Source organism: Halohasta litorea (assembly GCF_024494645.1).
Classification (GTDB): Archaea; Halobacteriota; Halobacteria; order Halobacteriales; family Haloferacaceae; genus Halohasta; species Halohasta litorea.
This window is the reverse complement of sequence record NZ_JANHDJ010000002.1, coordinates 107,660-127,943: the sequence shown is the minus strand read 5'-3', so window position 1 is coordinate 127,943 and position 20,284 is coordinate 107,660. Positions and strand designations below refer to the sequence as shown.

At 63.8% G+C, this 20,284-nt stretch carries 20 protein-coding genes; 17 read left to right on the top strand and 3 right to left on the bottom strand.

Annotation, left to right across the window (positions count from 1 at the left end):
* Positions 1-107 precede the first annotated feature (107 nt).
* From NO877_RS05430 to NO877_RS05390, 9 genes are all read left to right on the top strand, one after another.
* Positions 108-368, top strand: a complete 261-nt coding sequence (locus NO877_RS05430) for a hypothetical protein (protein ID WP_256395305.1) — start codon at positions 108-110, stop codon at positions 366-368.
* A 100-nt stretch (positions 369-468) separates the two neighbouring features.
* Positions 469-1,530 (top strand): ATP-NAD kinase family protein, encoded by a 1,062-nt coding sequence (locus NO877_RS05425; protein WP_256395304.1) that lies wholly within the window; start codon positions 469-471, stop codon positions 1,528-1,530.
* Between the two features lie 88 nt (positions 1,531-1,618).
* Positions 1,619-3,037, top strand: coding sequence for a sensor histidine kinase (locus NO877_RS05420; protein ID WP_256395303.1), 1,419 nt, complete (start codon positions 1,619-1,621; stop codon positions 3,035-3,037).
* Between the two features lie 159 nt (positions 3,038-3,196).
* The gene (locus NO877_RS05415) at positions 3,197-4,228 is read left to right on the top strand and encodes a phosphate signaling complex PhoU family protein (RefSeq protein WP_256395302.1); all 1,032 of its coding nucleotides are present in this window, start codon (positions 3,197-3,199) and stop codon (positions 4,226-4,228) included.
* 54 nt (positions 4,229-4,282) lie between these two features.
* Positions 4,283-4,465 (top strand): DUF7525 family protein, encoded by a 183-nt coding sequence (locus NO877_RS05410; protein ID WP_256395301.1) that lies wholly within the window; start codon positions 4,283-4,285, stop codon positions 4,463-4,465.
* A gap of 75 nt (positions 4,466-4,540) precedes the next feature.
* Positions 4,541-4,765: a DUF7123 family protein gene (locus NO877_RS05405; protein WP_256395300.1), complete on the top strand. Its 225-nt coding sequence runs from the start codon at positions 4,541-4,543 to the stop codon at positions 4,763-4,765.
* Between the two features lie 57 nt (positions 4,766-4,822).
* Complete coding sequence (locus NO877_RS05400) at positions 4,823-5,251, top strand: SRPBCC family protein (protein ID WP_256395299.1); 429 nt, start codon at positions 4,823-4,825, stop codon at positions 5,249-5,251.
* Positions 5,252-5,253: 2 nt separating this feature from the next.
* Complete coding sequence (locus NO877_RS05395) at positions 5,254-6,069, top strand: nitrilase-related carbon-nitrogen hydrolase (RefSeq protein WP_256395298.1); 816 nt, start codon at positions 5,254-5,256, stop codon at positions 6,067-6,069.
* A 20-nt stretch (positions 6,070-6,089) separates the two neighbouring features.
* Positions 6,090-6,314 (top strand): hypothetical protein, encoded by a 225-nt coding sequence (locus NO877_RS05390; protein ID WP_256395297.1) that lies wholly within the window; start codon positions 6,090-6,092, stop codon positions 6,312-6,314.
* 311 nt (positions 6,315-6,625) lie between these two features.
* Here NO877_RS05390 and NO877_RS05385 read toward each other — a convergent pair whose 3' ends face one another.
* Complete coding sequence (locus NO877_RS05385; protein ID WP_256395296.1) at positions 6,626-6,910, bottom strand: acylphosphatase; 285 nt, start codon at positions 6,908-6,910, stop codon at positions 6,626-6,628.
* Positions 6,911-7,005: 95 nt separating this feature from the next.
* Here NO877_RS05385 and NO877_RS05380 point away from each other — a divergent pair, with 95 nt between their 5' ends.
* The 4 genes from NO877_RS05380 to NO877_RS05365 all read left to right on the top strand — a co-directional run bounded on the left by NO877_RS05380 (position 7,006) and on the right by NO877_RS05365 (position 11,188).
* Positions 7,006-8,391 carry a phosphohexomutase domain-containing protein gene (locus tag NO877_RS05380; protein WP_256395295.1) on the top strand — a complete coding sequence of 462 codons (1,386 nt, stop codon included), beginning with the start codon at positions 7,006-7,008 and terminating at the stop codon, positions 8,389-8,391.
* A gap of 142 nt (positions 8,392-8,533) precedes the next feature.
* Positions 8,534-9,265, top strand: coding sequence for an AzlC family ABC transporter permease (locus NO877_RS05375; RefSeq protein ID WP_256395294.1), 732 nt, complete (start codon positions 8,534-8,536; stop codon positions 9,263-9,265).
* Positions 9,255-9,563, top strand: coding sequence for an AzlD family protein (locus NO877_RS05370; protein ID WP_256395293.1), 309 nt, complete (start codon positions 9,255-9,257; stop codon positions 9,561-9,563). The genes NO877_RS05375 and NO877_RS05370 overlap by 11 nt, the downstream gene beginning before the upstream one ends.
* 254 nt (positions 9,564-9,817) lie before the next feature.
* The gene (locus tag NO877_RS05365) at positions 9,818-11,188 is read left to right on the top strand and encodes a geranylgeranyl reductase family protein (RefSeq protein WP_256395292.1); all 1,371 of its coding nucleotides are present in this window, start codon (positions 9,818-9,820) and stop codon (positions 11,186-11,188) included.
* Between the two features lie 7 nt (positions 11,189-11,195).
* Here NO877_RS05365 and NO877_RS05360 read toward each other — a convergent pair whose 3' ends face one another.
* The gene (locus tag NO877_RS05360) at positions 11,196-11,825 is read right to left on the bottom strand and encodes a DUF309 domain-containing protein (protein ID WP_256395291.1); all 630 of its coding nucleotides are present in this window, start codon (positions 11,823-11,825) and stop codon (positions 11,196-11,198) included.
* Positions 11,826-11,914: 89 nt separating this feature from the next.
* Between NO877_RS05360 and NO877_RS05355 the strand changes: the two genes are divergently transcribed.
* From NO877_RS05355 to NO877_RS05345, 3 genes are all read left to right on the top strand, one after another.
* The gene (locus NO877_RS05355; RefSeq protein WP_256395290.1) at positions 11,915-12,532 is read left to right on the top strand and encodes a YIP1 family protein; all 618 of its coding nucleotides are present in this window, start codon (positions 11,915-11,917) and stop codon (positions 12,530-12,532) included.
* 54 nt (positions 12,533-12,586) lie between these two features.
* Complete coding sequence (locus tag NO877_RS05350) at positions 12,587-14,761, top strand: DHH family phosphoesterase (protein WP_256395289.1); 2,175 nt, start codon at positions 12,587-12,589, stop codon at positions 14,759-14,761.
* 218 nt (positions 14,762-14,979) lie between these two features.
* Positions 14,980-17,214: a CheF family chemotaxis protein gene (locus tag NO877_RS05345; protein WP_256395288.1), complete on the top strand. Its 2,235-nt coding sequence runs from the start codon at positions 14,980-14,982 to the stop codon at positions 17,212-17,214.
* A 1-nt stretch (position 17,215) separates the two neighbouring features.
* Here the strand turns inward: NO877_RS05345 and NO877_RS05340 are convergent, their stop codons facing one another.
* On the bottom strand, positions 17,216-18,001 hold the full coding sequence (locus NO877_RS05340) for a ZIP family metal transporter (RefSeq protein WP_256395287.1): 786 nt from the start codon (positions 17,999-18,001) through the stop codon (positions 17,216-17,218).
* Between the two features lie 87 nt (positions 18,002-18,088).
* On the opposite strand from NO877_RS05340, the gene rqcH reads away from it, so the two are divergent.
* Positions 18,089-20,209: a ribosome rescue protein RqcH gene (gene rqcH, locus NO877_RS05335; protein WP_256395286.1), complete on the top strand. Its 2,121-nt coding sequence runs from the start codon at positions 18,089-18,091 to the stop codon at positions 20,207-20,209.
* Positions 20,210-20,284: the final 75 nt, after the last annotated feature.

The window sequence follows — 20,284 nt, the reverse complement described above, 5'->3', positions numbered from 1 at the left end:
TCGGTCGACCGGATGGCGATCAGCCAGGAATCCGAAATGTTTGCCAGAATTTACTCAATTACGAATTCGAGTAAGTATTTAACCCCGTCTCCAGTATGTGTCCATGTATGCAGCCCGAAGAAGCCGTCAAACAGGTTCAGTGTGTCGCCAACGCATCGCTCGCCGAGACCGGTCAGCGAGTCGCCCCGCTGTACGAACCGACGTTCCGCCGGGTTGCAGCCGAAGGAACCGGGATGGATGTGACGTGGCTGGCCGACCAGCTCTGTACGGAGATCAGCTCCGGCAACCGCCCCAACGTCGACGAGGCCGAAGGGCTCGCAACCGACGCGCTCAGTCGCCGCGCGCTGACCGACGGTGGCCAGCGGTAGTCGGCACATACCGATTCCAGGAGGTCGATCTGTGGGGGTCGACCAGCGGTAGCCGAAGGCGGTCGCGGTTCTTTTGGTTCCCCGTCGCCGGTGTGTACTCATGCGCATCGGCTTCGTCGTCAATCCGATCGCGGGAATGGGTGGGCGTGTCGGCCTCAAGGGCACCGATGGTAAGGTCGACGAGGCCCGCCAGCGTGGGGCCGAGCCACGCGCTCCCGACCGCGCCGGGCGGATGCTCGACCGGCTGGCCGATCTCGCTCCTGATACCGAACTCCTGACCGCCGCCGAGCCGATGGGCGGGTCACTGGCCCGCGAAGCGGGCTTTGAACCGACCGCCGTGTACTCCCCGGACCACGGCAGTGAGACGACCGCCGACGATACGGCGGCTGCGGTGGCTGCATTTGTAAGCGAATCCGTCGACCTCGTTCTCTTCGTCGGTGGTGATGGGACCGCCGCGGATGTTGCCGAGGCCCTTTCCGACACGGAGATTCCGATGCTCGGCGTGCCCGCCGGGGTCAAGGTGTACTCGTCGGTGTTTGCTGTCTCACCCGAGGACGCCGCCGACATCGTCGTCGGCTTCGACCGGACCGAGCGCCGGGAGGTGATGGATATCGACGAGGACGACTACCGCGACGGCGAGGTCAACCCCGAACTCCGGGCGGTCGCGTGGGTGCCGGTCACCGACGAGCTGCAGTCCTCGAAACAGCTCGGCGGCGGTACCGTCGAGTCGCTGGCCGCGGGAATCGCCGACGGCATCGATCCCTCGCGGACCTACGTACTCGGCCCGGGCTCGACAGTGGGGGCGATCAAGTCGGCGCTGGGCTTCGAGGGATCGCCGATCGGCGTCGACGTCTGGCGGGACGGCGAGGTGCTGGTCGAAGACGGCAGCGAGGCCGAGATCCTGGATGCGCTGGGTGCGGACAACGTCATCGTCGTCTCGCCGATCGGCGGCCAGGGGTTCGTCTTCGGCCGCGGGAACCCACAGCTCTCGCCCGCCGTTATTCGGCAGTGTGCTGTCGAGATCGTCGCCTCCCGCACCAAGCTCGACGGGATGTCGGTGCTCCGGGTCGATACCGACGACCCCGAACTCGATGAGCGGCTCCGCGGGTGGCGGAAAGTCCGGGTCGGGCGCTTCGAACGCCGAATGATACAAGTAGTCTAACAATCTGTCGATCATATTCCTATTTCACCACCAGAGTGGTAAAAATAAAACAAAAATTATTAATTATCGTTATAAATCATTGAGTCTAATGGATTCGGACCAGCCGATCACTGTGCTATACGTGAATGATAGTTCCGAACTCCTTGAGTTGGTATCCACACAGCTGACTGCTGAAGGCGACCGAGTAAGCGTTTTGACGGCTACGTCGGTCGAAGAGGGGATCGAAATCGTTCGGACAACGTCCGTTGACTGTGTTCTCAGCGACTACCATATGCCCGAGCGGACAGGGGTTGATTTCCTCCAGGCGGTTCGTGAGATGAATCCGGAGCTTCCGTTTATCATGTTCACCCAGACGGGGAACGAAGCGGCCGCTAGCGAGGCAATCAGTGCTGACGTCACCGACTACGTGATCCAAGAGACGATCGGTAATCAGTCGGCACTGCTTGTCCAGAAGATCACGACCCACGTTGAGTACCGACGCCAACAGCAGCGCATCGAACAGGAGAACCGGCGGTTCCGCCAGCTCGTCGAGACGACCTCCGACGCGTTCTGGGTGTTCTCATCCGACTGGGAGGAGCTGCTGTTCGTCAACTCCGCCCACGAGCAGCTCTTCGGCCAATCCACCGAGCGGCTGGACGCCGAGCCACAGTCGTTTCTGAACCACCTGCATCCCGACGACGTCGACCGGGTAAAACAGGCAATGAGTCGAGCTATTGCGGGGCAGAAAGTACAGATCGAGTACCGCGTCGAACGGTCCGAGGCACTCACGGCGTGGGTCGAATCGCGTTGCAAGCCGGTTCGGGACGACGACGGCCAGATCCAGTGTCTTGCAGGCTACACCAAAGAGATCACCAACCGGAAGGAACACGAAGCAGAACTACTAGTCAAAAACGAACAGCTCAGCGAGTTCACCGGGACGGTCGCACACGACCTCCGAAACCCCCTGAACGTCGCCGATGGGACCCTCGAACTCGCCGCCACGGAGTGTGATAGCGAGCATCTGGAGACAGCCCGCGACGCGGTCACACAGATGGACACCCTCATCGACGAGCTGCTCGCTCTCGCCAAGGAGGGCGAAGAGATCGACGACCGCTCGGTGATTTCGTTTGCCGAACTCCTCAGGGAGGGCCAGAAAAACATCGTGATGCCGAAGGCAACACTCGAAATCGAGGGGCGAGCGACGCTCAACTGCGATCCGGCACGAGTCAGGGAGGCGCTCGAAAACCTGTTCCGGAACGCACTCGAACACGGAGGGGAGTCGATCACGATCACTGCTGGCATTCTCGAATCGGATGACGGCTTCTACATCGAAGACGACGGCCCCGGTATCCCGGACGACGACCAGGAGGCCGTCTTCGACCGCGGGTACACAACGACGAGACAGGGTAGCGGCTATGGGCTCTCGATCGTCAAGGGAATCGTCGAAGCTCACGGCTGGGAGATCAACGTGAAAAACGGCTCTAGTGGCGGGGCACGGTTCGAAGTCACCGAGATTGATCTTCACTGATCGATCGGCGTTCAACTACTGGTTCGTCGCTATGTCAGATAATAGTGTGCTAAATAACCACATACCAAGGAAATTCGGAGAGCAACAGTCAATCGTGTTTACATAGGTCAATACTATGTGTATAGACACAATTAAGCAGATACGAGACAACCTAGAAGTATGGAAACACGGAAAGTCCAACGGTTGGGGCCATCAACGCTGGCGATGACCCTCCCAGCGGAGTGGGCAAAGGCTCACGACGTCGAAAAAGGTGATGAGGTGTCGATTCGAATGGGTGGCAAAGGGACGCTCACCGTCCTGCCGGAGTCCGCAAGCACCGAGGAAAGCGAGGCGATCATCAACGCCGACAACCTCGATGCCGGGGCGCTCGAACGGGCGATCGTCGCCCAGTACGTCCTCGGTCGGCGCGTGATTCACGTCGAGAAATCCGAGGGCGCACTCGACTCCGAACACATCAACGCCGTTTATAAGGCCGAAACCCAGCTGATGGGCCTCGGCGTGATCGAAGAAACGCCCGAGTCCATTGCCATCCGGTGTTCGGTCGACCCAGAGGACTTCACGCTCGACAACCTCCTGGAACGGCTGGAAAACACCGGCAGCACGATGCGTGGCGAGGCGATCAAGGCGCTGGCCCATGACAACGCGGATCTCGCCCAGCGGGCGCTCAACCGCGAGCGACAGGCCAACAAGATCTTCGTCCTCCTGCTGCGGCTGATCTTCACGGCCCACCAGAATCCCAACCTCTGTCGGGCCGTCGGTCTCGACTCCAGTTTCCCACTGATCGGCTACCGTTCGGTGGCCAAAAACCTCGAACTCACCGCGGACAACGCCGAGGATATCGCCGAGATCGTGATGGACGCCGAGGGCGAGGGGCTGGATATCGACAGTTCGACGATGCGCCGAATCCGGGAGTTCACCGATCAGGTCGACGGGATGACCGAACTCGCCGTCCGGGCGGTCGTCGAACGGGATTACGATCTCACGATCAAATGCCGGTATCTGTTCGGCGAGATCGCCGACCGCGAACAGGAGATCCTCAACGATCTGCCGGAGCTGTCGAACACGGAGCTGCTCCGGGTGCGCGAAGTACTCGTAAGTCTCCAGCAGACCGCCGAGTACGCCGTTCGGAACGCCGAAATCGCGGCCAACCTCGCACTCGACGAGGAGTCCGAACACGTCGAAATAAAGTAGCTGATTCCCGCTGTGGGACGAATATATTAAGTAGTCACCGTCGAAGCATCCCGTATGGAAACCGGATCAGTCGACTCCGACAAGGCGCTCGGCGTCTCGATGGCCTTCGGCGTGCTCGCCGTCCTGGGCGCGCTGCTCATGTTCGGCGGCCCGACACAACTCATGAAGGCGTGGGGATTCGCTGCCGCACTGCTCACCGCCGCCCTCTCAGTCGCCGTCATCCATCTCTACGAGTGACCGTCAGCCGAGTCGACATCTGTCGGCGTTCGCGGGACGTAATTGTTAAGCCCGTCACAGCCCTATACGATGGCAATGACCTCCTACACCGACGAGGAAAAGCGGATCGTCGCCTATCTCCGCGACAGCGTCTCGCGGGGTGAACGATACTTCCGGGCGAAAACCATCGCCGAGGCCATCGGTCTGTCCTCGAAGCAGGTCGGTGTACGGCTCCCGCGGCTCGCCGAGAAATCCGACGATGTCCAGATCGAAAAGTGGAGTCGGGCCAAGTCGACAACCTGGCGTGTCACCCCCGAATAACCCGCCGTCGGTGCCCCTTCCGCGTCCTTTTTACCTTCGCCAGTCGATTCAGTACCAATGACAGTCCGTGTATCACGGACCTTCGAGTTCGATGTGCCCGGTGAGCGGATCTGGGAGTTCATCGCCGACGCCGAAAAGCGGGCGGGCGCGATCAGCGTCGTCGACTCCTACGAGCTCCGCGGCGAGAACCGGGCGATCTGGCACGTCAAACTGCCGATCCCGCTTATCAACTCGACGGTTCAGGTCAAAACCGAAGACGTCAACCGGGAGCCACCCACCCGCGTCAAGTTCTCCGGGCGCTCGAAAGCACTCAACGTGACCGGCGAACACACCATCACCGAGACCGACACCGGCTGTACCCTCACAAACGAGTTCGTCGTCGACGGCAAACTCCCCGGCGTCGAGCGCTTTTTTAAGCGTAACCTCGACAAAGAGATGGACAACCTCGAAGACGCGCTGCGGGCGGACCTCGAAGACACCGCCTAACGATGGATCTCGCGCTCGCCCAACTCGAAATCGAGCCGGGCGAAATCGAGGCGAACCTCGCGCGGGCCGCCGAGGCCGTTGCGGCCGCCGCCACCGAGGGCGCAGATCTCGTCGTCCTTCCCGAGCAGTTCGTGGTCGGCTTTTTTGCCTTCGATGACTACCCGACCCACGCCGCGGGGCTCGACGATCCGCTTTTCGACCGTCTCGCGGCGATGGCCGCCGACAACGACGTCGGACTGGTTGCCGGAACGACCGTCGAAGATCTCGCCGCCAGCGCGGCGGCGGGCTACGATGTCCCGGCCACCGAGGGCTATGCAAATACGGCCGTTTTCTTCGACCGCGACGGAAACCAACGGGGCGTCTACCGGAAACACCACCTGTTCGGCTACGAATCGGCCGAATCGGAGCTGTTAGTCCCCGGCCAACAGCTCCCGACCGTCGACTTCGAGGGGCTGACCGTCGGAATGACGACCTGCTACGACCTGCGGTTTCCCGAACTGTATCGGCGGCTGGTCGACAAGGGGGTCGAGCTGATCGTCGTCCCAAGCGCGTGGCCCTACCCACGGGTTGAACACTGGAAGACGCTGGGGCGGGCCCGAGCCATCGAGAACCTCTGTTATGTGGCGACTACCAACGGCTCGGGAACGTTCCCCGACGCCGAGACGACGCTCTGTGGCCGGTCGACCGTCTACGATCCGTGGGGGACCACCGTGGGCAGTGTCGGCGACGAGCCGACACGGCTGACGGTGTCGGTCGACCCCCAGCAGGTCCGTGATGTTCGGGGATCGTTCCCGGCATTGGACGACCGGCGTGACTGATATCTGGCGGACGGAGGACGGTGCATTTATCAGTACCAGATACCAAAAGAGAACGCCGACGTATCGACGCTTTTCTCGTCACCGTCGGCAAGAACGCTGCCGCGCCCATCCCAGTCGCTTCGGGTCTGGTCGGACCCGACGACGCGCCGAGGTTCGGGGGCCACCTCGGCTCGTCTCTTCGCACCTACCGCTTCCAGGAACAGCGATCTCAGTTGCGGCTCCGGCTCACGCCGACTGGTGAATAGTAATCGGACATCCGGACACATATCCTCAATATATATTGTATAACGGCTTCGTGTATCGGTTATAACCCGGACTATATGTGGTAGAATCACATATGTCTGGACAATCACACAGCGGAGGTGAAACTAAGAGAGCCCCATCACAACATTCGAGGTTGTTCTCCGATCGACACGTCGCTCGACTGCCCTGAGTTCGGCTCATCCGCGTGTGGTTTGCCCGATGGGACGGCGTTTGACGACACGCCCCCATTCCGCGTCCACCCTACACTCCAACTCGTTTCGCCGCCGCCGTTTTTTATCCGGTTGCCCGCTTTTCACCGCCGAACCTCGAACCCGGATTCTCCTTCGGGCTCCGTCATCGTGACCTCGACGGCCTCGACATCGGCCGCTCGGCTCCCCGTGTGACACCATTCGACCATCGCGTCGACCGCCGCCTCGGACCCCTCGAAGACGGCCTCGACACGCCCGTCGTCGAGGTTTCGGACCCAGCCGTCGACGCCCTCCTCGCGGGCTTTGTCGCGCGTGCTGGCTCGGTAGTAGACTCCCTGTACACGGCCACTAACGAAGACATGGGCACGAACACGGTCTGATTCAGTCATCGCTACCGGCTTCGACCGCCTGTCAAATAAACGGTCGACACGCGCAGCGGCGGTCGACCAGCGGCTTCTAATGGTGGTGACCGAATGGGTAGCGTATGGTTGAGTTCGGAACGGCGGGGGTTCGCGGGAGCGTTGTCGACCACGCCACTCCGGCGGTGGCGCTCGCAGTCGGGCAGGCAGTCGCGCGAATCGTGACTGAAACAGAGTCAGGAGACCGGTCGCCGCCCGAAGTCGTCATTGGGCGCGACGGTCGCACGACCGGGTCGGCACTGGCGGCGGCCGCCGAGGCCGGGGTGGCGGCGGCGGGCGTGCGGCCGGTACGGATCGGACAGGTCCCGACGCCGACGCTGGCGTTCGCCTCCCGTGGTCGCCACGGGCTGATGCTTACTGCCTCCCACAACCCGCCGACCGACAACGGGATCAAATGTTTCGCCGATGGCTCGGAGTTCGACAGAGAACAGGAACGACAGATCGAGGAGTTCGTCGACGAAGACGCACCACCGGCCGAGTGGGACCGGTGGCAGTCGACAGTGCGAGCCGACCGCCTGCCCGCATACCGCGAAGCGGTCGCCGACTACAGCCGCGCGTTCGGAGGGGACTGTGATGGACTACGGATCGCCGTCGACTGCGGAACAGGGGTTGCTGCGAACGCGACACCGGCGGTCCTCCGCGAACTCGGGGCGACCGTGATCGGCGTTAACGCGACCGTCGACGGCCACTTCTCGGCCCGGCCGAGCAAGCCGACCCCCGAGACGCTCTCGGAGTTCCGTCAACTCTTGGCCGACGGGGCGTTCGATCTCGGTATCGCCCACGACGGCGACGGGGATCGGATCGTCATCGTCGACAGCGAGGGCGAGATCGTCCACGAGGACACGGTCCTCGCGATCCTCGCGGGCTACTACACTCGGCAGTACGTCGCCGAGCACAGCGCGGACGCGCCGACGCCGGTCGTAGTTACGACGCCGAACGCGTCGGGGCGAATCGACGAGCAGGTGACCGCTGCCGGGGGACGCGTCGACCGCGTTCGACTGGGCGGGCTCCATGAAGGAATCGTCGCCACAGGCGACGACGAGTCGGTCGTCTTCGCCGCCGAGCCGTGGAAACACATCCATCCCCAGCTCGGGGGTTGGATCGATGGGGTTGCCAGCGCGGCAGTCATCGCACGACTGGTCGCCGACGAGGGATTACCGGCGCTCCGGGAGCCGATCACCGAACGACCCTACCGAAAGGTGAGCTGTGAGTGCCCCGATGAGCGAAAATCGGTCGCAATGGAACAGCTCGAAGACGATCTCCCCGAACAGTTCCCCGAGGCTGATGTATCGTTCGCCCACGGCATCCGGTTGACCTTTGCCGACGACTCGTGGCTGCTGGTCCGACCATCGGGAACGGAGCCATACATCCGGCTCTACGCCGAAAGCGACGATGTCGACGCGCTCGTCGAAACGGCGGAAGGCGTAATCGGATCGGTAGTCGACGCCTAACGTCAGTTAGAAGCTCTCTTCGGTGTCGATGACTGCATTGAGATACGCAACGAGGATGTTTTCGCTTGTCATCGAGGCCGTTCTGTTCTCAGACCCAGCACCGAGTCCAAACAGTCAAGAAACGCGACCGGACAGCATCAATATGGGCAGCGAAACCACCGGCAAGCAGGGCGACGAGACCGCTCCGAAGTCGACCACGTTTTCGTTTGCAGGGGCTCGGAAGGGGTTTATTGCCTGTGTGCCAGTCGCCCTCGGAGTCGCGGGCTACGGCGTATTGTTCGGCGTGCTCGCCCGGCAGGCGGGGTTGAGTATCGCCGAGTCGACGCTGATGAGCGCCACCGTGGTCGCCGGGGCAGCCCAGGTGATCGCCATCGGGGTGTGGGACCAGCCGATCCCCGTGGCGGTGGTCGTCGGCACCGTGTTCATCGTGAACCTCCGGTACCTGTTGATGGGTGCGTCGCTTCGCCCGTGGTTCGAGAAGCTCTCGCCGCTGCAGGCCTACGGCAGCGTGTTCGTCATGGCCGACGAGAACTGGGCACTGACGATCCAGGAGCTCCGATCCGGGAACCCGGCGGGCGCGTTCCTCTTGGGGTCGGGGATCGCGATCTGGCTGTTCTGGGTCCTTTCGACGGTGCTGGGTGCGGCCGCGGGTGGCGTAATCGACGACCCCGAAACCTACGGGCTCGACTTCATGCTGACGGCGGTGTTCGTCACCATCGCGGTCGGCCTTTGGGAGGGTCGGTCGGATCTCCTTCCGTGGCTCGTCGCCGCTGGCGTCGCGGTCGGCACCGCACAGCTGCTGGGCGGCGAGTGGTACATCCTCTTCGGCGGGCTCGCAGGGGCGGGCGTGGAGATGATCCGGTATGACGATTGAGCTTGACCCACTCGTCGTCGCGGTCATCGCGGCGATGACCGTCGCTACCTACGTGACCAAAGCTGGAGGGCTGTGGCTGCTGGGGAAAGTCGACCTCTCGCCGCGGGTCGAATCCGGCCTCGAAATCCTGCCCGGCGCGATCATCGTCTCGATTCTGGCTCCCGAACTGGTCGGCGGCACGCTCGCGACGTGGCTCGCCGCGGCGGTCGTCCTCGTCGTCGCCTGGCGGACCGACAGCATCACGATCTCGCTGGGGACCGGCATCGTCGCGATCCTCGCGCTCCGGACAGTACTGTAGGCCGACGCGATGTCCAGCCACGAGACACGGCCTCGAACCGGGCAGACGCAGCGTCATCGGCCGTGTTCCATCGGGATCGTGCGCGCTCGTCGTCCGTGGTCGAGACCGCCTCCCACCCCGTCATCGTTTGTTTCGATCAAGGCGAGTACGAGGGTGCCACAGCAATCAGTCCGTTCGCTACCAGTTATACGTCGGATAGGAGACGACTGATTTCGAGATAAAGAGTTTTCGCCACGGAGCATGGATTGCTGCCAATGACTACCCACGAGTACGATATCGCCGTCGTCGGCGCAGGCACGTCGGGCTGTTATGCCGCGGCGACCGCCGCCAACGCCGGTCTCGATGTCGTCATCATCGAACGGAAAGACGAAGCGGAAGCCGGTCACATCGCCTGCGGCGATGCCTTAAAAGGCGCCAACGACTTCCCCGAGGCGATCCCGAAATCGAAGATCGAGCCCGCCTTCACGAATACGGACGTCGACCACGGCCGCTTCGAGATCCCGAGCCACGACACCGTCCTGGAGATCCCTGTCCCCGGCGAACTCGCCGTGATTGATCGACTGAAGTACGGAAAACTCCTCATCGAGGGCGCGGAGGAATCCGGCGTCGAGTTCCACTACGATACCGTCGTCCAGGACGTCACCCAGGCCGACGACGGCACCGTCACGGGCGTCACGGGCATCCGAAAGGGCGATCCCGTCGAGTACGACGTCGAAATCGTCATCGACGGCGCGGGCGCACTGTCGTTGCTCCAGGACAAAGTCGACTTCGAAGACACGACTTTCGACACCAACGTCCGCTACTCCCAATTTTGTTCGGCCTACCGCGAGATCGTCGAAGTCGAAGACGAGGTCGAGTGGGACGACGCGCTCGTATTTAAACCGACCAAACGCGCGGCGGGCTACCTCTGGTACTTCCCGCGGACCTCGACGACGATCAACGCCGGGCTCGGCTTCCAGATGAACGAGGAGCCGATGCAGATGATCGACGACCTCAAGGAAGACCTCAAAGACCGCGAGGAGTTCGAGAACGCCGAGGTCACCGACAAACTCGGCGCGGCTCTCCCGACACGCCGCGTCTACGATTCAGCGGTTGCCCCCGGCTACATGGCGGTCGGCGACGCCGCCGCCCACGTCAACCCCACGACCGGCGGCGGGATCGCGGGCGCAGCCTACGCCGGGCAGTACGCTGCCGAGCAGGCCGTCGAGGCCATCGAAGCGGGCGACGTCAGCGAGGAGGCCCTCTGGCGGTACAACGAGCGGGTGATGGACCACTTCGGCTCCCGGTACGCCGGACTCGACGTCTACAACATCCTCTCGACGGCGGTCGACATCGACGACCTGATGGGCTTGCTGGCTGCGCTTCCGGGCGAAAAGCTGGCTGAGGCCCTCTATACCGGCAAAACGTCGATGGGGCCGCTGCTGGCGGCGCGGACCGCCATCGACAGCTTCGGCTACTGGCGACAGATCGTCGACTTCTACAAGGTCAAACAGCTCGCCGAGAAACTGATCAACCACTACGAACGGTATCCCTCCACGCCCGAAGCGCTTGTGACCTGGCAGCGCCAACGGGATGACCTGATGGAGACGATCTACGAGGCGACCGGCGCGGAACCGAAGTATTAGGCGCTGGCTACTCCTCATCTGCGGGATCGAACAACCCAGCCACATCCCGTTCTTTTCGTTGCCGACGTTCGACCTGGGCGGCCAACCGGTCGTAGACGATCCCCCGGTGGGTCGACTCGTCGACGAACGTTGTGAGCAAGCCGATGAACTGCGTTTGGCTGCCGTCGACCTCCTCGCGGGCGTAGTCGGCCGCGGCGTCGATGACTGTCTCGTCGTACCGGTCGAACTCCTCGGCGAGCACTGCGGCCGCAATGGTGATCGCGTCGAGTTCGAGGTCGGCCGCCGACAGCCGCCGATCGTTATAACTGAGCGCGGGTGGCCCAGCGCGTTCGATCCGCTCGGGATCGGTTTGTAGGCCTTGTAAATAGTCAGTGACTACCGACAGGTCGACACCGCGGTAGGTCGACGGTACCCCGCTTAGATACTCCCGACCGCTTTCGGCAAGGCCGACCGCGCCGCTCCAGTTGCGGTTGTGGGCGTGGTGCACTGCCGCAGTAAACTGGATCAGTCCGTGGAGCAACCGCTCGTCGTTAGTACCCTCGGAGAGGTCGAGCCACACGTCCTCCCAGGCGTCATGGGCCGCGTGGGTGGCTCCAGCATTATAAATCGCGATCCCGGCGCGGAGTTGGGCCTCCATACCGAACAGGGTGCTACCGGCAGTGAAAAATCCGTGGACTCCGGGTGGCGATAGTAACGCTGATACAGCCGCCAGCCCTCCGGTCGACCGTGACAACGTGGGTCGAGACGCCGGGCGGCGGCCGTGATCGAGGGCCGGGTGGCATGGTGCGGGCGTGGGGCGAAGTTCTCACCCGTCCACGTCGGTTTTTCGCCAACGGCGTCGCGCCGGGCGATCAGGCTCCAGGACTGAGTTTTGCGATCGTCGTCGCACTGACCTACGTCGGGGGGCTGCTGGCAGTCCAGCCCGACCGGGTGTTTGCCGAGGACCGAATCCCGATTATCGCCGACAGCGTCGGGCTGACTGCCGTCTTCGTTCTGCTGGTGACGGCGGTTGTCGCCGCGCCCGCGCTTCTCCATCTCGTGTCGGCGATTCAGACCGTGGTTCTGATGGGCCTGGTCGAGGACCGCGCGGGCGTCAGCGAGACGGTCCAGGTCATCGGCTATGCGACCGCCCCCTGTGTGTTCGCGTGGATTCCGGTGCCGGGCGTGGCGGCCCTCTGTGGGCTGTACGGGACCGGCCTGTTGATCGTCGGGTTGGCAGTCGTCCACCGAACGACGCTGGTTCGGGCCGCCCTCGCCGGAGTACTGCCCGCAGTGCTCGTCTTCGGGGTAGGGTTCGGCGCGGTCCGGGGAGGGCGGATGGCCATCAAGGCGTTCGGCGGCTAACGGCTCAGCGCGTTTCGACAACCGTTAAAGGGAGGCCCCATATCTTCCTAGCAAATGGGTTCGTGTATCATTTGTGGCATCCCTGTTGATGGCGGTCACGTCTGTGACAGTCATCAGGAAGACGTCCTTTTCGAGTTCCGCGGCAACCACGCATCGCAACTTATCGACAACCGATTCTACGAAGGCACGGTCGACGGCTACGCCGATTTCGGCGTCTTCATCGACCTCTCGCCCGGCGTTACTGGACTCCTGCACCGCAGCGAGTTGGACCGACGCCTAGAGAGCCTCAACTGGGAACCCGGCGACACCGTCTGTGTCCGGGTGAACAACGTTCGGGACAACGGCAACATCGACCTCGGCAAGTCGATCCGCCAGTCCGACCGCGAGTTCCGCGGGAAACTCATCCTCGACGGCACCGACGAACTCCTCCCGGCCGATCTCGACGACGATGACGACACCGACGATACCGACGACACCGACGACGAGGGCGAGCCAGCCCTCGAAGAGTCCGACGACACCGCCAACGAGGAGAGCGACGCATCAGCCACCGACGACGAAGCCGAGACCGAATCGGTGACACCGAGCCACGGTGCCGACACCGCCAGCGAGACCGAGGCCGTCATCGGCGGCGAGACCGACAGCACGCCGAGCAGTAACTCCTCGGCCGGTGCAGTCACCGTCTCCGAACGCGAGGCCGACGCGACCGACGCAGCCAGCGAAAGCGTCGCCGAGGGCTACGAGGAGGTCAGCATCGAATCGCTCAACGACCGCGTCGACGAGCGCGTCCGCCTTGACGGCGAGATCGTCTCGATTCGCCAGACCGGCGGCCCGACCGTCTTCGAACTCCGCGACGAAACCGGCGTCGTCGACTGTGCGGCCTTCGTCGAGGCCGGGGTACGGGCCTACCCCGAGGTCGAACTCGGCGACATCGTCCGCCTCGACGGCGAGGTCGAACGCCGCCGCGGCGAACTCCAGGTCGAGACCGACGAACTGGTCGTCCTCGAAGACGACGAGCGCGAGGCCGTGACTGGTCGACTGGCCGACGCACTGACCGACCGCGCCCGACCCGACAGCCTCGAACCGATCGGCGACCACGACGCGGTTGCCGCGATGGAAGAGCCACTCCTCGACGTGGCCGAAGCGATCCGCCGAGCAGTGCTGGAATCCCGGCCGGTCGTCATCCGCCACCCCGCAACCGCCGACGGCTACGTCGCCGGTGCGGCCATCGAGCGCGCGGTTCTTCCGTTGGTCCGCGAGGAACACGCCCGCTCGGATGCCGAGTACCACTACATCGTCCGGCGACCGCTCGACGACGCGATCTACGGAATGGATGCCGCGACCAAGGACGCAACCCGGATGCTCCAGGACCGCGACCGGCACGACGAGAAACTGCCGCTGTTCTGCTTCGTCGGTGCTGCAAGCACCGCCGATTCGGCCGATGGTCTCGGCCTGCTGGGCGTCTACGGCGCTGAACGGATCGTTCTCGATTCGATCGCTGCCGACACGGACGTCGACGACGCCGCCGAGCAGGTCGTCACTGCCCGGCAGAACGCGACCGATCTCTCGGTCGGCGCGCTGACCGCAACGCTGGCGGCGGCCCTGAACACCGACGTGGCCGAGGATATGCAGCACCTCCCCGCAGTGAGCTACTGGGAGAACACCCCGGAGGCCTACACCGACGCGGCCGAGGCGGCAGGCTACGACGCCGAGCAGGTGACCGACATCCGCGAGGCGGTCGCCCTCGAAGCATACTACCAGTCCTACCAGGACAAACGCGAACTCATCACGGATTTGCTGTTCGACGACGCCGGTGGCCTCGCTGGCCACATCGCCGAGCAGTTCCGCGAGAAGCTCGATACCGAGCTCTCGACCGCCCAGGCCAACCTGGAGGCCGACGAGCGGGCGGGCGTCTCGATGGCCGTCCTGGACACCGAGCAGTTCAGTCACCGCTTCGACTTCCCCTCGACTGAACTCCTGCTCGACGAACTCCACCGCGCCGAGCGCGAGGGCGAAGCGTTCGTCACTGTCGGCATCGGGATGGACGAACTCTACCTCCGGAGCACCGAACCGCTCGATATTCGTGCGGTCGCCGAGGCCGCCGCCGAAGCCGCTCCCGAGGCCGGAATCACCGCCCGCGGCGTCCGCGAGGGTCGCATCGAGTTCCTCGCTGGCAAACGCGAGGCCGCCAAGGACGCGGTGCTTGCGGCCGCCGCCGAACAGTTCGAGTAGGTCTCACCGAAACTGATCTTTTATCGACGCCGCATCGAGGCACAGCGACTGCTATCGGGAGCCGCAGTGGGATATTGCTACGGAACGCCGAGGGCGTGCTGCTGTGTCGTATCCGCTGGCCTGGGTTCGTGACTGCGTCGACCCAACTGGGAATATAGTGTAATTCGACCGTAATTTATTAATAATAATTCTGTTATTCTGTAATACGGTTTTCACGTATGGGAGAGCCTACACGGTCGGGCCCAACAGGAGCACAGTTGCTGGCGTCGATACCGCCATCGAAGGCGCTTGAGCCGTCGGCATTCTACAGCCTGTATCTGGGTGGGTTGTCGTTCGATGACCGACAGCGACGGCTTCGAGCCAGCTCCGTGCTCATGCTCGGCGGTCGGCTCGGACTCCGTCCGGGCGAGATCCAGCATCTCCACGAGGAGTGGATCGACTGGGGCCGCGGCGAGCTGACGATCCCCGAGCGGGACCCCTGTGCCTGCCAGCAGTGTTGGGAGACCGCCCGCCACGCCCAGCGGGCTGGCGACGGTCGCACCCTTCGGGAGATCCTCACCGAGTCGATGTGGTCGCCGCCCAGCGCGGGCCGGACGATCCCCTTCGCGTGGTCGGAGCGGCTGACGGCGATCCTCGCGCGGCTCTGCGAAGCCGAAGAGTACCTCACACTGTCGGCGGAGGCGATGGGACGGCTGGTCGAACGGAGCGCCTCCCACGCCGAGGGGCTCGACGACGAGGCCATCGACTTTCGGAGCCTCAGGGCGACAGCAGCCATGTTCTTCGCCGACGCAGGGTTTTCGCCACAGCGGGTCGGGAGTCTGCTTGGGGAAGACGACCACACACGGGCGATGGGTCAACGGATGGGCAGCGACGCTCGCCAGCAGCTCGCGGCGCTGTTCGGCGGCTCGGAAGCCGACCCCGGTGAGGACTACACGCTGTTGGCGAACCCCAAACCGTTCGACCGGGAGCCGTTCGATCCCCAAACCTACGACGCCGAGTGGCGGCAGGCTCGCGCCCACAGTCGATCGAGCAAGCCCGAAAGGGTCCGCAACCCCCGACCGATGAGCAGCTCAGTCGAGGACGTCCTGGATGCCGCCGATCTCGGGACGCGCTCGTATCTCGATCCCGAAAGCGAGCTCGTCGACGAGACGAACGCCGCAGTACAGCTCGGGCGGTGGGTGAACGGACGAGACGCCGAGCGCCGGGCGGAGATCTCCCGAGCTGAGACGGCATCACAGCAGTCGCCAGCCGCCGGTCACGCTGATCCATCGCCGAGCGACACGACAGAGGGCTCGGTGAGTCAACAGTCGCCATCGGCGTCGGGCGGTCAATCAGGGTCGGCTTCGGCCGAGTCAGCGTCGGGAGCGAGCGAGCAGTCCCAATCTCCGAGGCCACCGAGAGAGCAGTCCGGAGCGCCGCCGTCCGCAGGCGAGCAGTCGCCGACAAAAAACACGACCGGCGGCGGTGAGGGCAGTCGAAACGGCGAGACGGCCAGCGAGTCGACCCCGACAATCGACGATGCCTCCGTGTTCGACCCGCGGGACCAACTCAGCGGCTCACCCGTAGTGACCGTCGAGACCACGGTCGCCTGTTCGGCGTTCGCCGACGGCCAGCCGACGAGTGCGCGCGTGTTTCTCGGCCCCCAGGAGCTGTTGTTCGTCCGGAGCGATGACTCGATGACGCCCGAGCACACCCGTATCGAGCTCTCGGCGGTCGTCGACCAGTCGCTGGACCACCTGCCGTCACAGCTCGAAGACGCCTTCGAGTCGGCGGTGACGCTCGCCTACGACGAGGGCGACCGCCAGCGGCTGGCGATCGTCGAGCTGAGCGGCAACAGACAGCGCGGCTTTGTGAACGCGGTTTTCAAGCAGATCCTCTCGGCCTGTCGGATCGTCGTCACCCATCCCGCACGGCGGGGTGGTCGTGTGCTCAATACCGCGGCCGCTGGCGGCACGCTGTCAGTCGACGATCGATCAGTATCGATCACGGTCGATGACGAAGACGAGGCGAACGAGGGGGCGTTCACGATCCAGCTGTCGGACATCATCTACTTCGAACTGGAGAAACAGACCTTCGAGGAACAACGGTTCCGCAGCCTCTCGGTGCGGCATCTCGATGAGTCGGGGGTCGCGATCAAGACGACGATCGCGGTGCGGGACGAACGAAAGCACAAGCTCTTCCAGCGGTTCGTCCGGCGGGGCTACCGGGAACGGAAACGGAAAATCGAGGGACTGACGCTCACCGAGGCCTACAAGGAGGTGCTGGTCGCGCTGTATTCGGCGGGCGACGAGTTCGATATCTCGATGATCATCGACAAACCCGCCGACGAGCTCCAGGAGCTGCTGTCGTCGCTGGGCCAGGTCGGGCTCGTCCGGATGAGCGACAACGGGGCCGTGCTGACCGGGCTGGGCCACGTCGTCGTCAACGAAAAGATCGAAGACGTGAATATGTGAGTTACACGGCGAGTCCAACGTCGACACCGAGCATGACGCCGAAGCCGAGAATAAAGGTGATCGTCGCCGTGTCGGCGTAGCCGTGACTGTGGCTCTCGGGGATGAGTTCGCGGAAGACGACCGCCATCATCGCCCCGGCGGCGAACCCTGCGGCCGCCGGGAAAACGCCGGTGACTACCGCGACGAGTGCGAACCCCGCGGCCGCGGCGATCGGTTCCGGAATCGCCCCCGAGAGCGTCGTATAAAGGATCGTCTTGAACTTCGAGAGGCCGGTCTGGCTCGCCGGGACCGCCATCGCGAAGCCGTCGGGGATGTTCTGGACGGCGATCGCCCCCGCGAGTGCGATGCCGACCTCCTCGAAGCCGCTGGCGAAGGCGATCCCGATGGCCAGCCCTTCGGGGACGTTGTGGATCGTGATCGAACTCCCGATGAGGATCGCCTGCCGGAGGTCCTCGTCGGTCTCGTCGACGGATTCAGACTCGGGAAACTCGTCGCCGTTGGTGCCGCCGAACAGCATATGTGCGTGGGGAATCGCCCAGTTCGCCGCCAAGAGGAAGCCGCCGCCGACGATCAGGCCGCCGGTGACCTCCGTGAGCGTCCCGAGTTCGAGGCCGGGGACGACCAGGGCGAAGACGGCCGCACCGACCATGATTCCCGCCGCGAGGCCGAGCGCGCCGTCGTAGACGCGGTGGCTCACCCGGCCGGTCACGAGGATCGGCAGCGCGCCGATGCCGGTGGCCGCGCCAGCCAACAGCGCGATGAACGTCACGTCGACCACCGTTACCATAATTCGACTGGAGTAGGGAGTAATAAAAAACGTCTGATACAGCGGGCGGAGCGACACCCCTTTTTCATGTCGTGGTGAAACAGCCGTATGGACCCCAAGCGGGAGCTTTCGAGCATCGACCTTGCGGCCCTCGTCACCGAACTCGGGCGGTACGAGGGTGCGAAGGTCGACAAGGCGTATCTCTACGGCGACGATCTACTGCGGCTCAAGATGCGGGACTACGACCGCGGGCGGATCGAACTCATGATCGAGGTCGGCGACGTCAAACGCGCCCACATGGCCGACCCGGACCACGTCTCCGATGCGCCGGGGCGACCGCCCAACTTCGCCAAGATGATCCGCAATCGGCTGGGCGGGGCGGATTTCGCGGGCGTCTCCCAGTACGAGTTCGATCGAATCTTGGTCTTCGAGTTCGAGCGCCCCGACGCCAACACGACGATCGTCGCGGAACTGTTCGGCCAGGGTAATATCGCGGTGCTCGACGAACACGGCGAGGTCGTCCAGAGCCTCGAAACCGTACGGCTGAAATCCCGAACTGTCGCCCCCGGCTCACAGTACGAGTTCCCCGACTCGCGGATCGACCCACTTGCGGTGAGTTACGACGCCTTCGAACGGGAGATGGCCGCGTCGTCGACCGACGTGGTCCGAACCCTCGCAACCCAGCTCAACCTCGGGGGACTGTACGCCGAGGAGGTCTGTACACGGGCGGGCGTCGAGAAGGAACTCGACATCGAGACGGCCGACGAGTCGACCTATCGGGCGGTCTACGACGCCCTCGATGATCTCGCAACCCGCGTCAAGGCGGGCGACTTCGACCCGCGGCTGTATCTCGACGAGGACAGAGTGGTCGACGTCACCCCGTTCCCACTGGCCGAACGCGAAGCCGAGGAGCTAAGCGAGGAGGCCTACGATAATTTCAACGACGCCGTCGACGAGTACTTTTACCGATTTGACCGCTCGGAGGAGGAAACCGACGACACCGAGCCGACGACCAGCAAACCGGATTTCGAAAGCGAGATCGCCAAACAGAAGCGGATTATCGAACAGCAACAGCAGGCCATCGAAGGGTTCGACGAGCAGGCCGACGCCGAGCGGGCGAAGGCAGAGGCGCTGTATGCGAACTACGATCTGGTCGACGAGATCCTGACGACGATTCAAAACGCCCGCGACGAGGGCGTCCCCTGGGACGAGATCGGCGAGACGCTCGCAGCGGGAGCCGAGCAGGGAATCCCGGCGGCCGAGGCCGTGGTGGACGTCGACGGCTCGAACGGCACGGTGACGATCGACCTCGACGAGACGCGGGCGACGATCGACGCGACCACTGGCGTCGAAAAGAACGCCGACGAGCTTTATAAAGAGGCCAAGAGAGTAGAAGAGAAAAAGGAGGGCGCGAAGGCGGCCATCGAGAACACCCGCGAGGACCTCGAGGCCGTCAAGGCCCGACGCGAGGCGTGGGAAGCCGAAGACCAAGACGAGGAGGGCGATGACGAGGCCGACGCTGAGGACGAATACGACGAGGTCGACTGGACGGCCCGCCAATCGGTTCCCATCAAGCGCAACGAGCAGTGGTACGAGCGGTTCCGCTGGTTCCACACCACCGACGGCTTCCTCGTGATTGGCGGCCGCAACGCCGACCAGAACGAGGAACTCGTCAAGAAGTACATGAGCCGCGGGGACAAGTTCTTCCACGCACAGGCTCACGGCGCGCCGGTGACGATTCTCAAGGCGACCGGTCCCAGCGAAGCAGCAAAAGAGATCGACTTCCCCGAATCGACGCTTAACCAAGCAGCCACCTTCGCGGTCTCACACTCCTCGGTGTGGAAGGCGGGCCAGTACTCCGGGGACGTGTATATGGTCGACCCCGATCAGGTCTCGAAGACGCCCGAGAGCGGCGAGTACATTGAAAAGGGGAGCTTCGTGATTCGCGGCGACCGGACCTACTTCGACGATACCGCAGTCGATCTCGCGGTCGGCATCCAGTGTGAGCCACAGACCCGGGTCGTCGGCGGGCCGACCCCGGCGGTCGAAGAAAACGCGGCGACCCACCTTCGGCTCCACCCCGGCAAGTTCGCCCAAAACGACATGGCAAAGCGGTGTTACCGCGAGCTCAAAGAGCGGTTCACCGACGAGGGGTTCGTCCGAAAGGTCGCCAGCCCGGATCTGATCCAGGAACACCTCCCGGCCGGTGGCAGCGAACAGGTCGACTGAGGATCGAAAACGGGTCAAGTGCGTGGCTGCGAACCGCCCGACTCATCCGCGGTCGGGCAACGACCACGATGGGGG

Excerpts from the sequence above, each read along its gene's own strand:
- NO877_RS05365 (WP_256395292.1), top strand. The coding sequence starts at position 9,818 with ATGACTACCCACGAGTACGATATCGCCGTCGTCGGCGCAGGCACGTCG.
- NO877_RS05405 (WP_256395300.1), top strand. The coding sequence starts at position 4,541 with ATGACCTCCTACACCGACGAGGAAAAGCGGATCGTCGCCTATCTCCGC.
- NO877_RS05395 (WP_256395298.1), top strand. The coding sequence starts at position 5,254 with ATGGATCTCGCGCTCGCCCAACTCGAAATCGAGCCGGGCGAAATCGAG.
- NO877_RS05340 (WP_256395287.1), bottom strand. The coding sequence starts at position 18,001 with ATGGTAACGGTGGTCGACGTGACGTTCATCGCGCTGTTGGCTGGCGCG.
- NO877_RS05370 (WP_256395293.1), top strand. The coding sequence starts at position 9,255 with ATGACGATTGAGCTTGACCCACTCGTCGTCGCGGTCATCGCGGCGATG.
- NO877_RS05420 (WP_256395303.1), top strand. The coding sequence starts at position 1,619 with ATGGATTCGGACCAGCCGATCACTGTGCTATACGTGAATGATAGTTCC.
- NO877_RS05430 (WP_256395305.1), top strand. The coding sequence starts at position 108 with ATGCAGCCCGAAGAAGCCGTCAAACAGGTTCAGTGTGTCGCCAACGCA.
- NO877_RS05350 (WP_256395289.1), top strand. The coding sequence starts at position 12,587 with ATGGGTTCGTGTATCATTTGTGGCATCCCTGTTGATGGCGGTCACGTC.
- rqcH (WP_256395286.1), top strand. The coding sequence starts at position 18,089 with ATGGACCCCAAGCGGGAGCTTTCGAGCATCGACCTTGCGGCCCTCGTC.
- NO877_RS05400 (WP_256395299.1), top strand. The coding sequence starts at position 4,823 with ATGACAGTCCGTGTATCACGGACCTTCGAGTTCGATGTGCCCGGTGAG.
- NO877_RS05345 (WP_256395288.1), top strand. The coding sequence starts at position 14,980 with ATGGGAGAGCCTACACGGTCGGGCCCAACAGGAGCACAGTTGCTGGCG.
- NO877_RS05385 (WP_256395296.1), bottom strand. The coding sequence starts at position 6,910 with ATGACTGAATCAGACCGTGTTCGTGCCCATGTCTTCGTTAGTGGCCGT.
- NO877_RS05415 (WP_256395302.1), top strand. The coding sequence starts at position 3,197 with ATGGAAACACGGAAAGTCCAACGGTTGGGGCCATCAACGCTGGCGATG.
- NO877_RS05375 (WP_256395294.1), top strand. The coding sequence starts at position 8,534 with ATGGGCAGCGAAACCACCGGCAAGCAGGGCGACGAGACCGCTCCGAAG.
- NO877_RS05425 (WP_256395304.1), top strand. The coding sequence starts at position 469 with ATGCGCATCGGCTTCGTCGTCAATCCGATCGCGGGAATGGGTGGGCGT.
- NO877_RS05360 (WP_256395291.1), bottom strand. The coding sequence starts at position 11,825 with ATGGAGGCCCAACTCCGCGCCGGGATCGCGATTTATAATGCTGGAGCC.
- NO877_RS05410 (WP_256395301.1), top strand. The coding sequence starts at position 4,283 with ATGGAAACCGGATCAGTCGACTCCGACAAGGCGCTCGGCGTCTCGATG.
- NO877_RS05380 (WP_256395295.1), top strand. The coding sequence starts at position 7,006 with ATGGTTGAGTTCGGAACGGCGGGGGTTCGCGGGAGCGTTGTCGACCAC.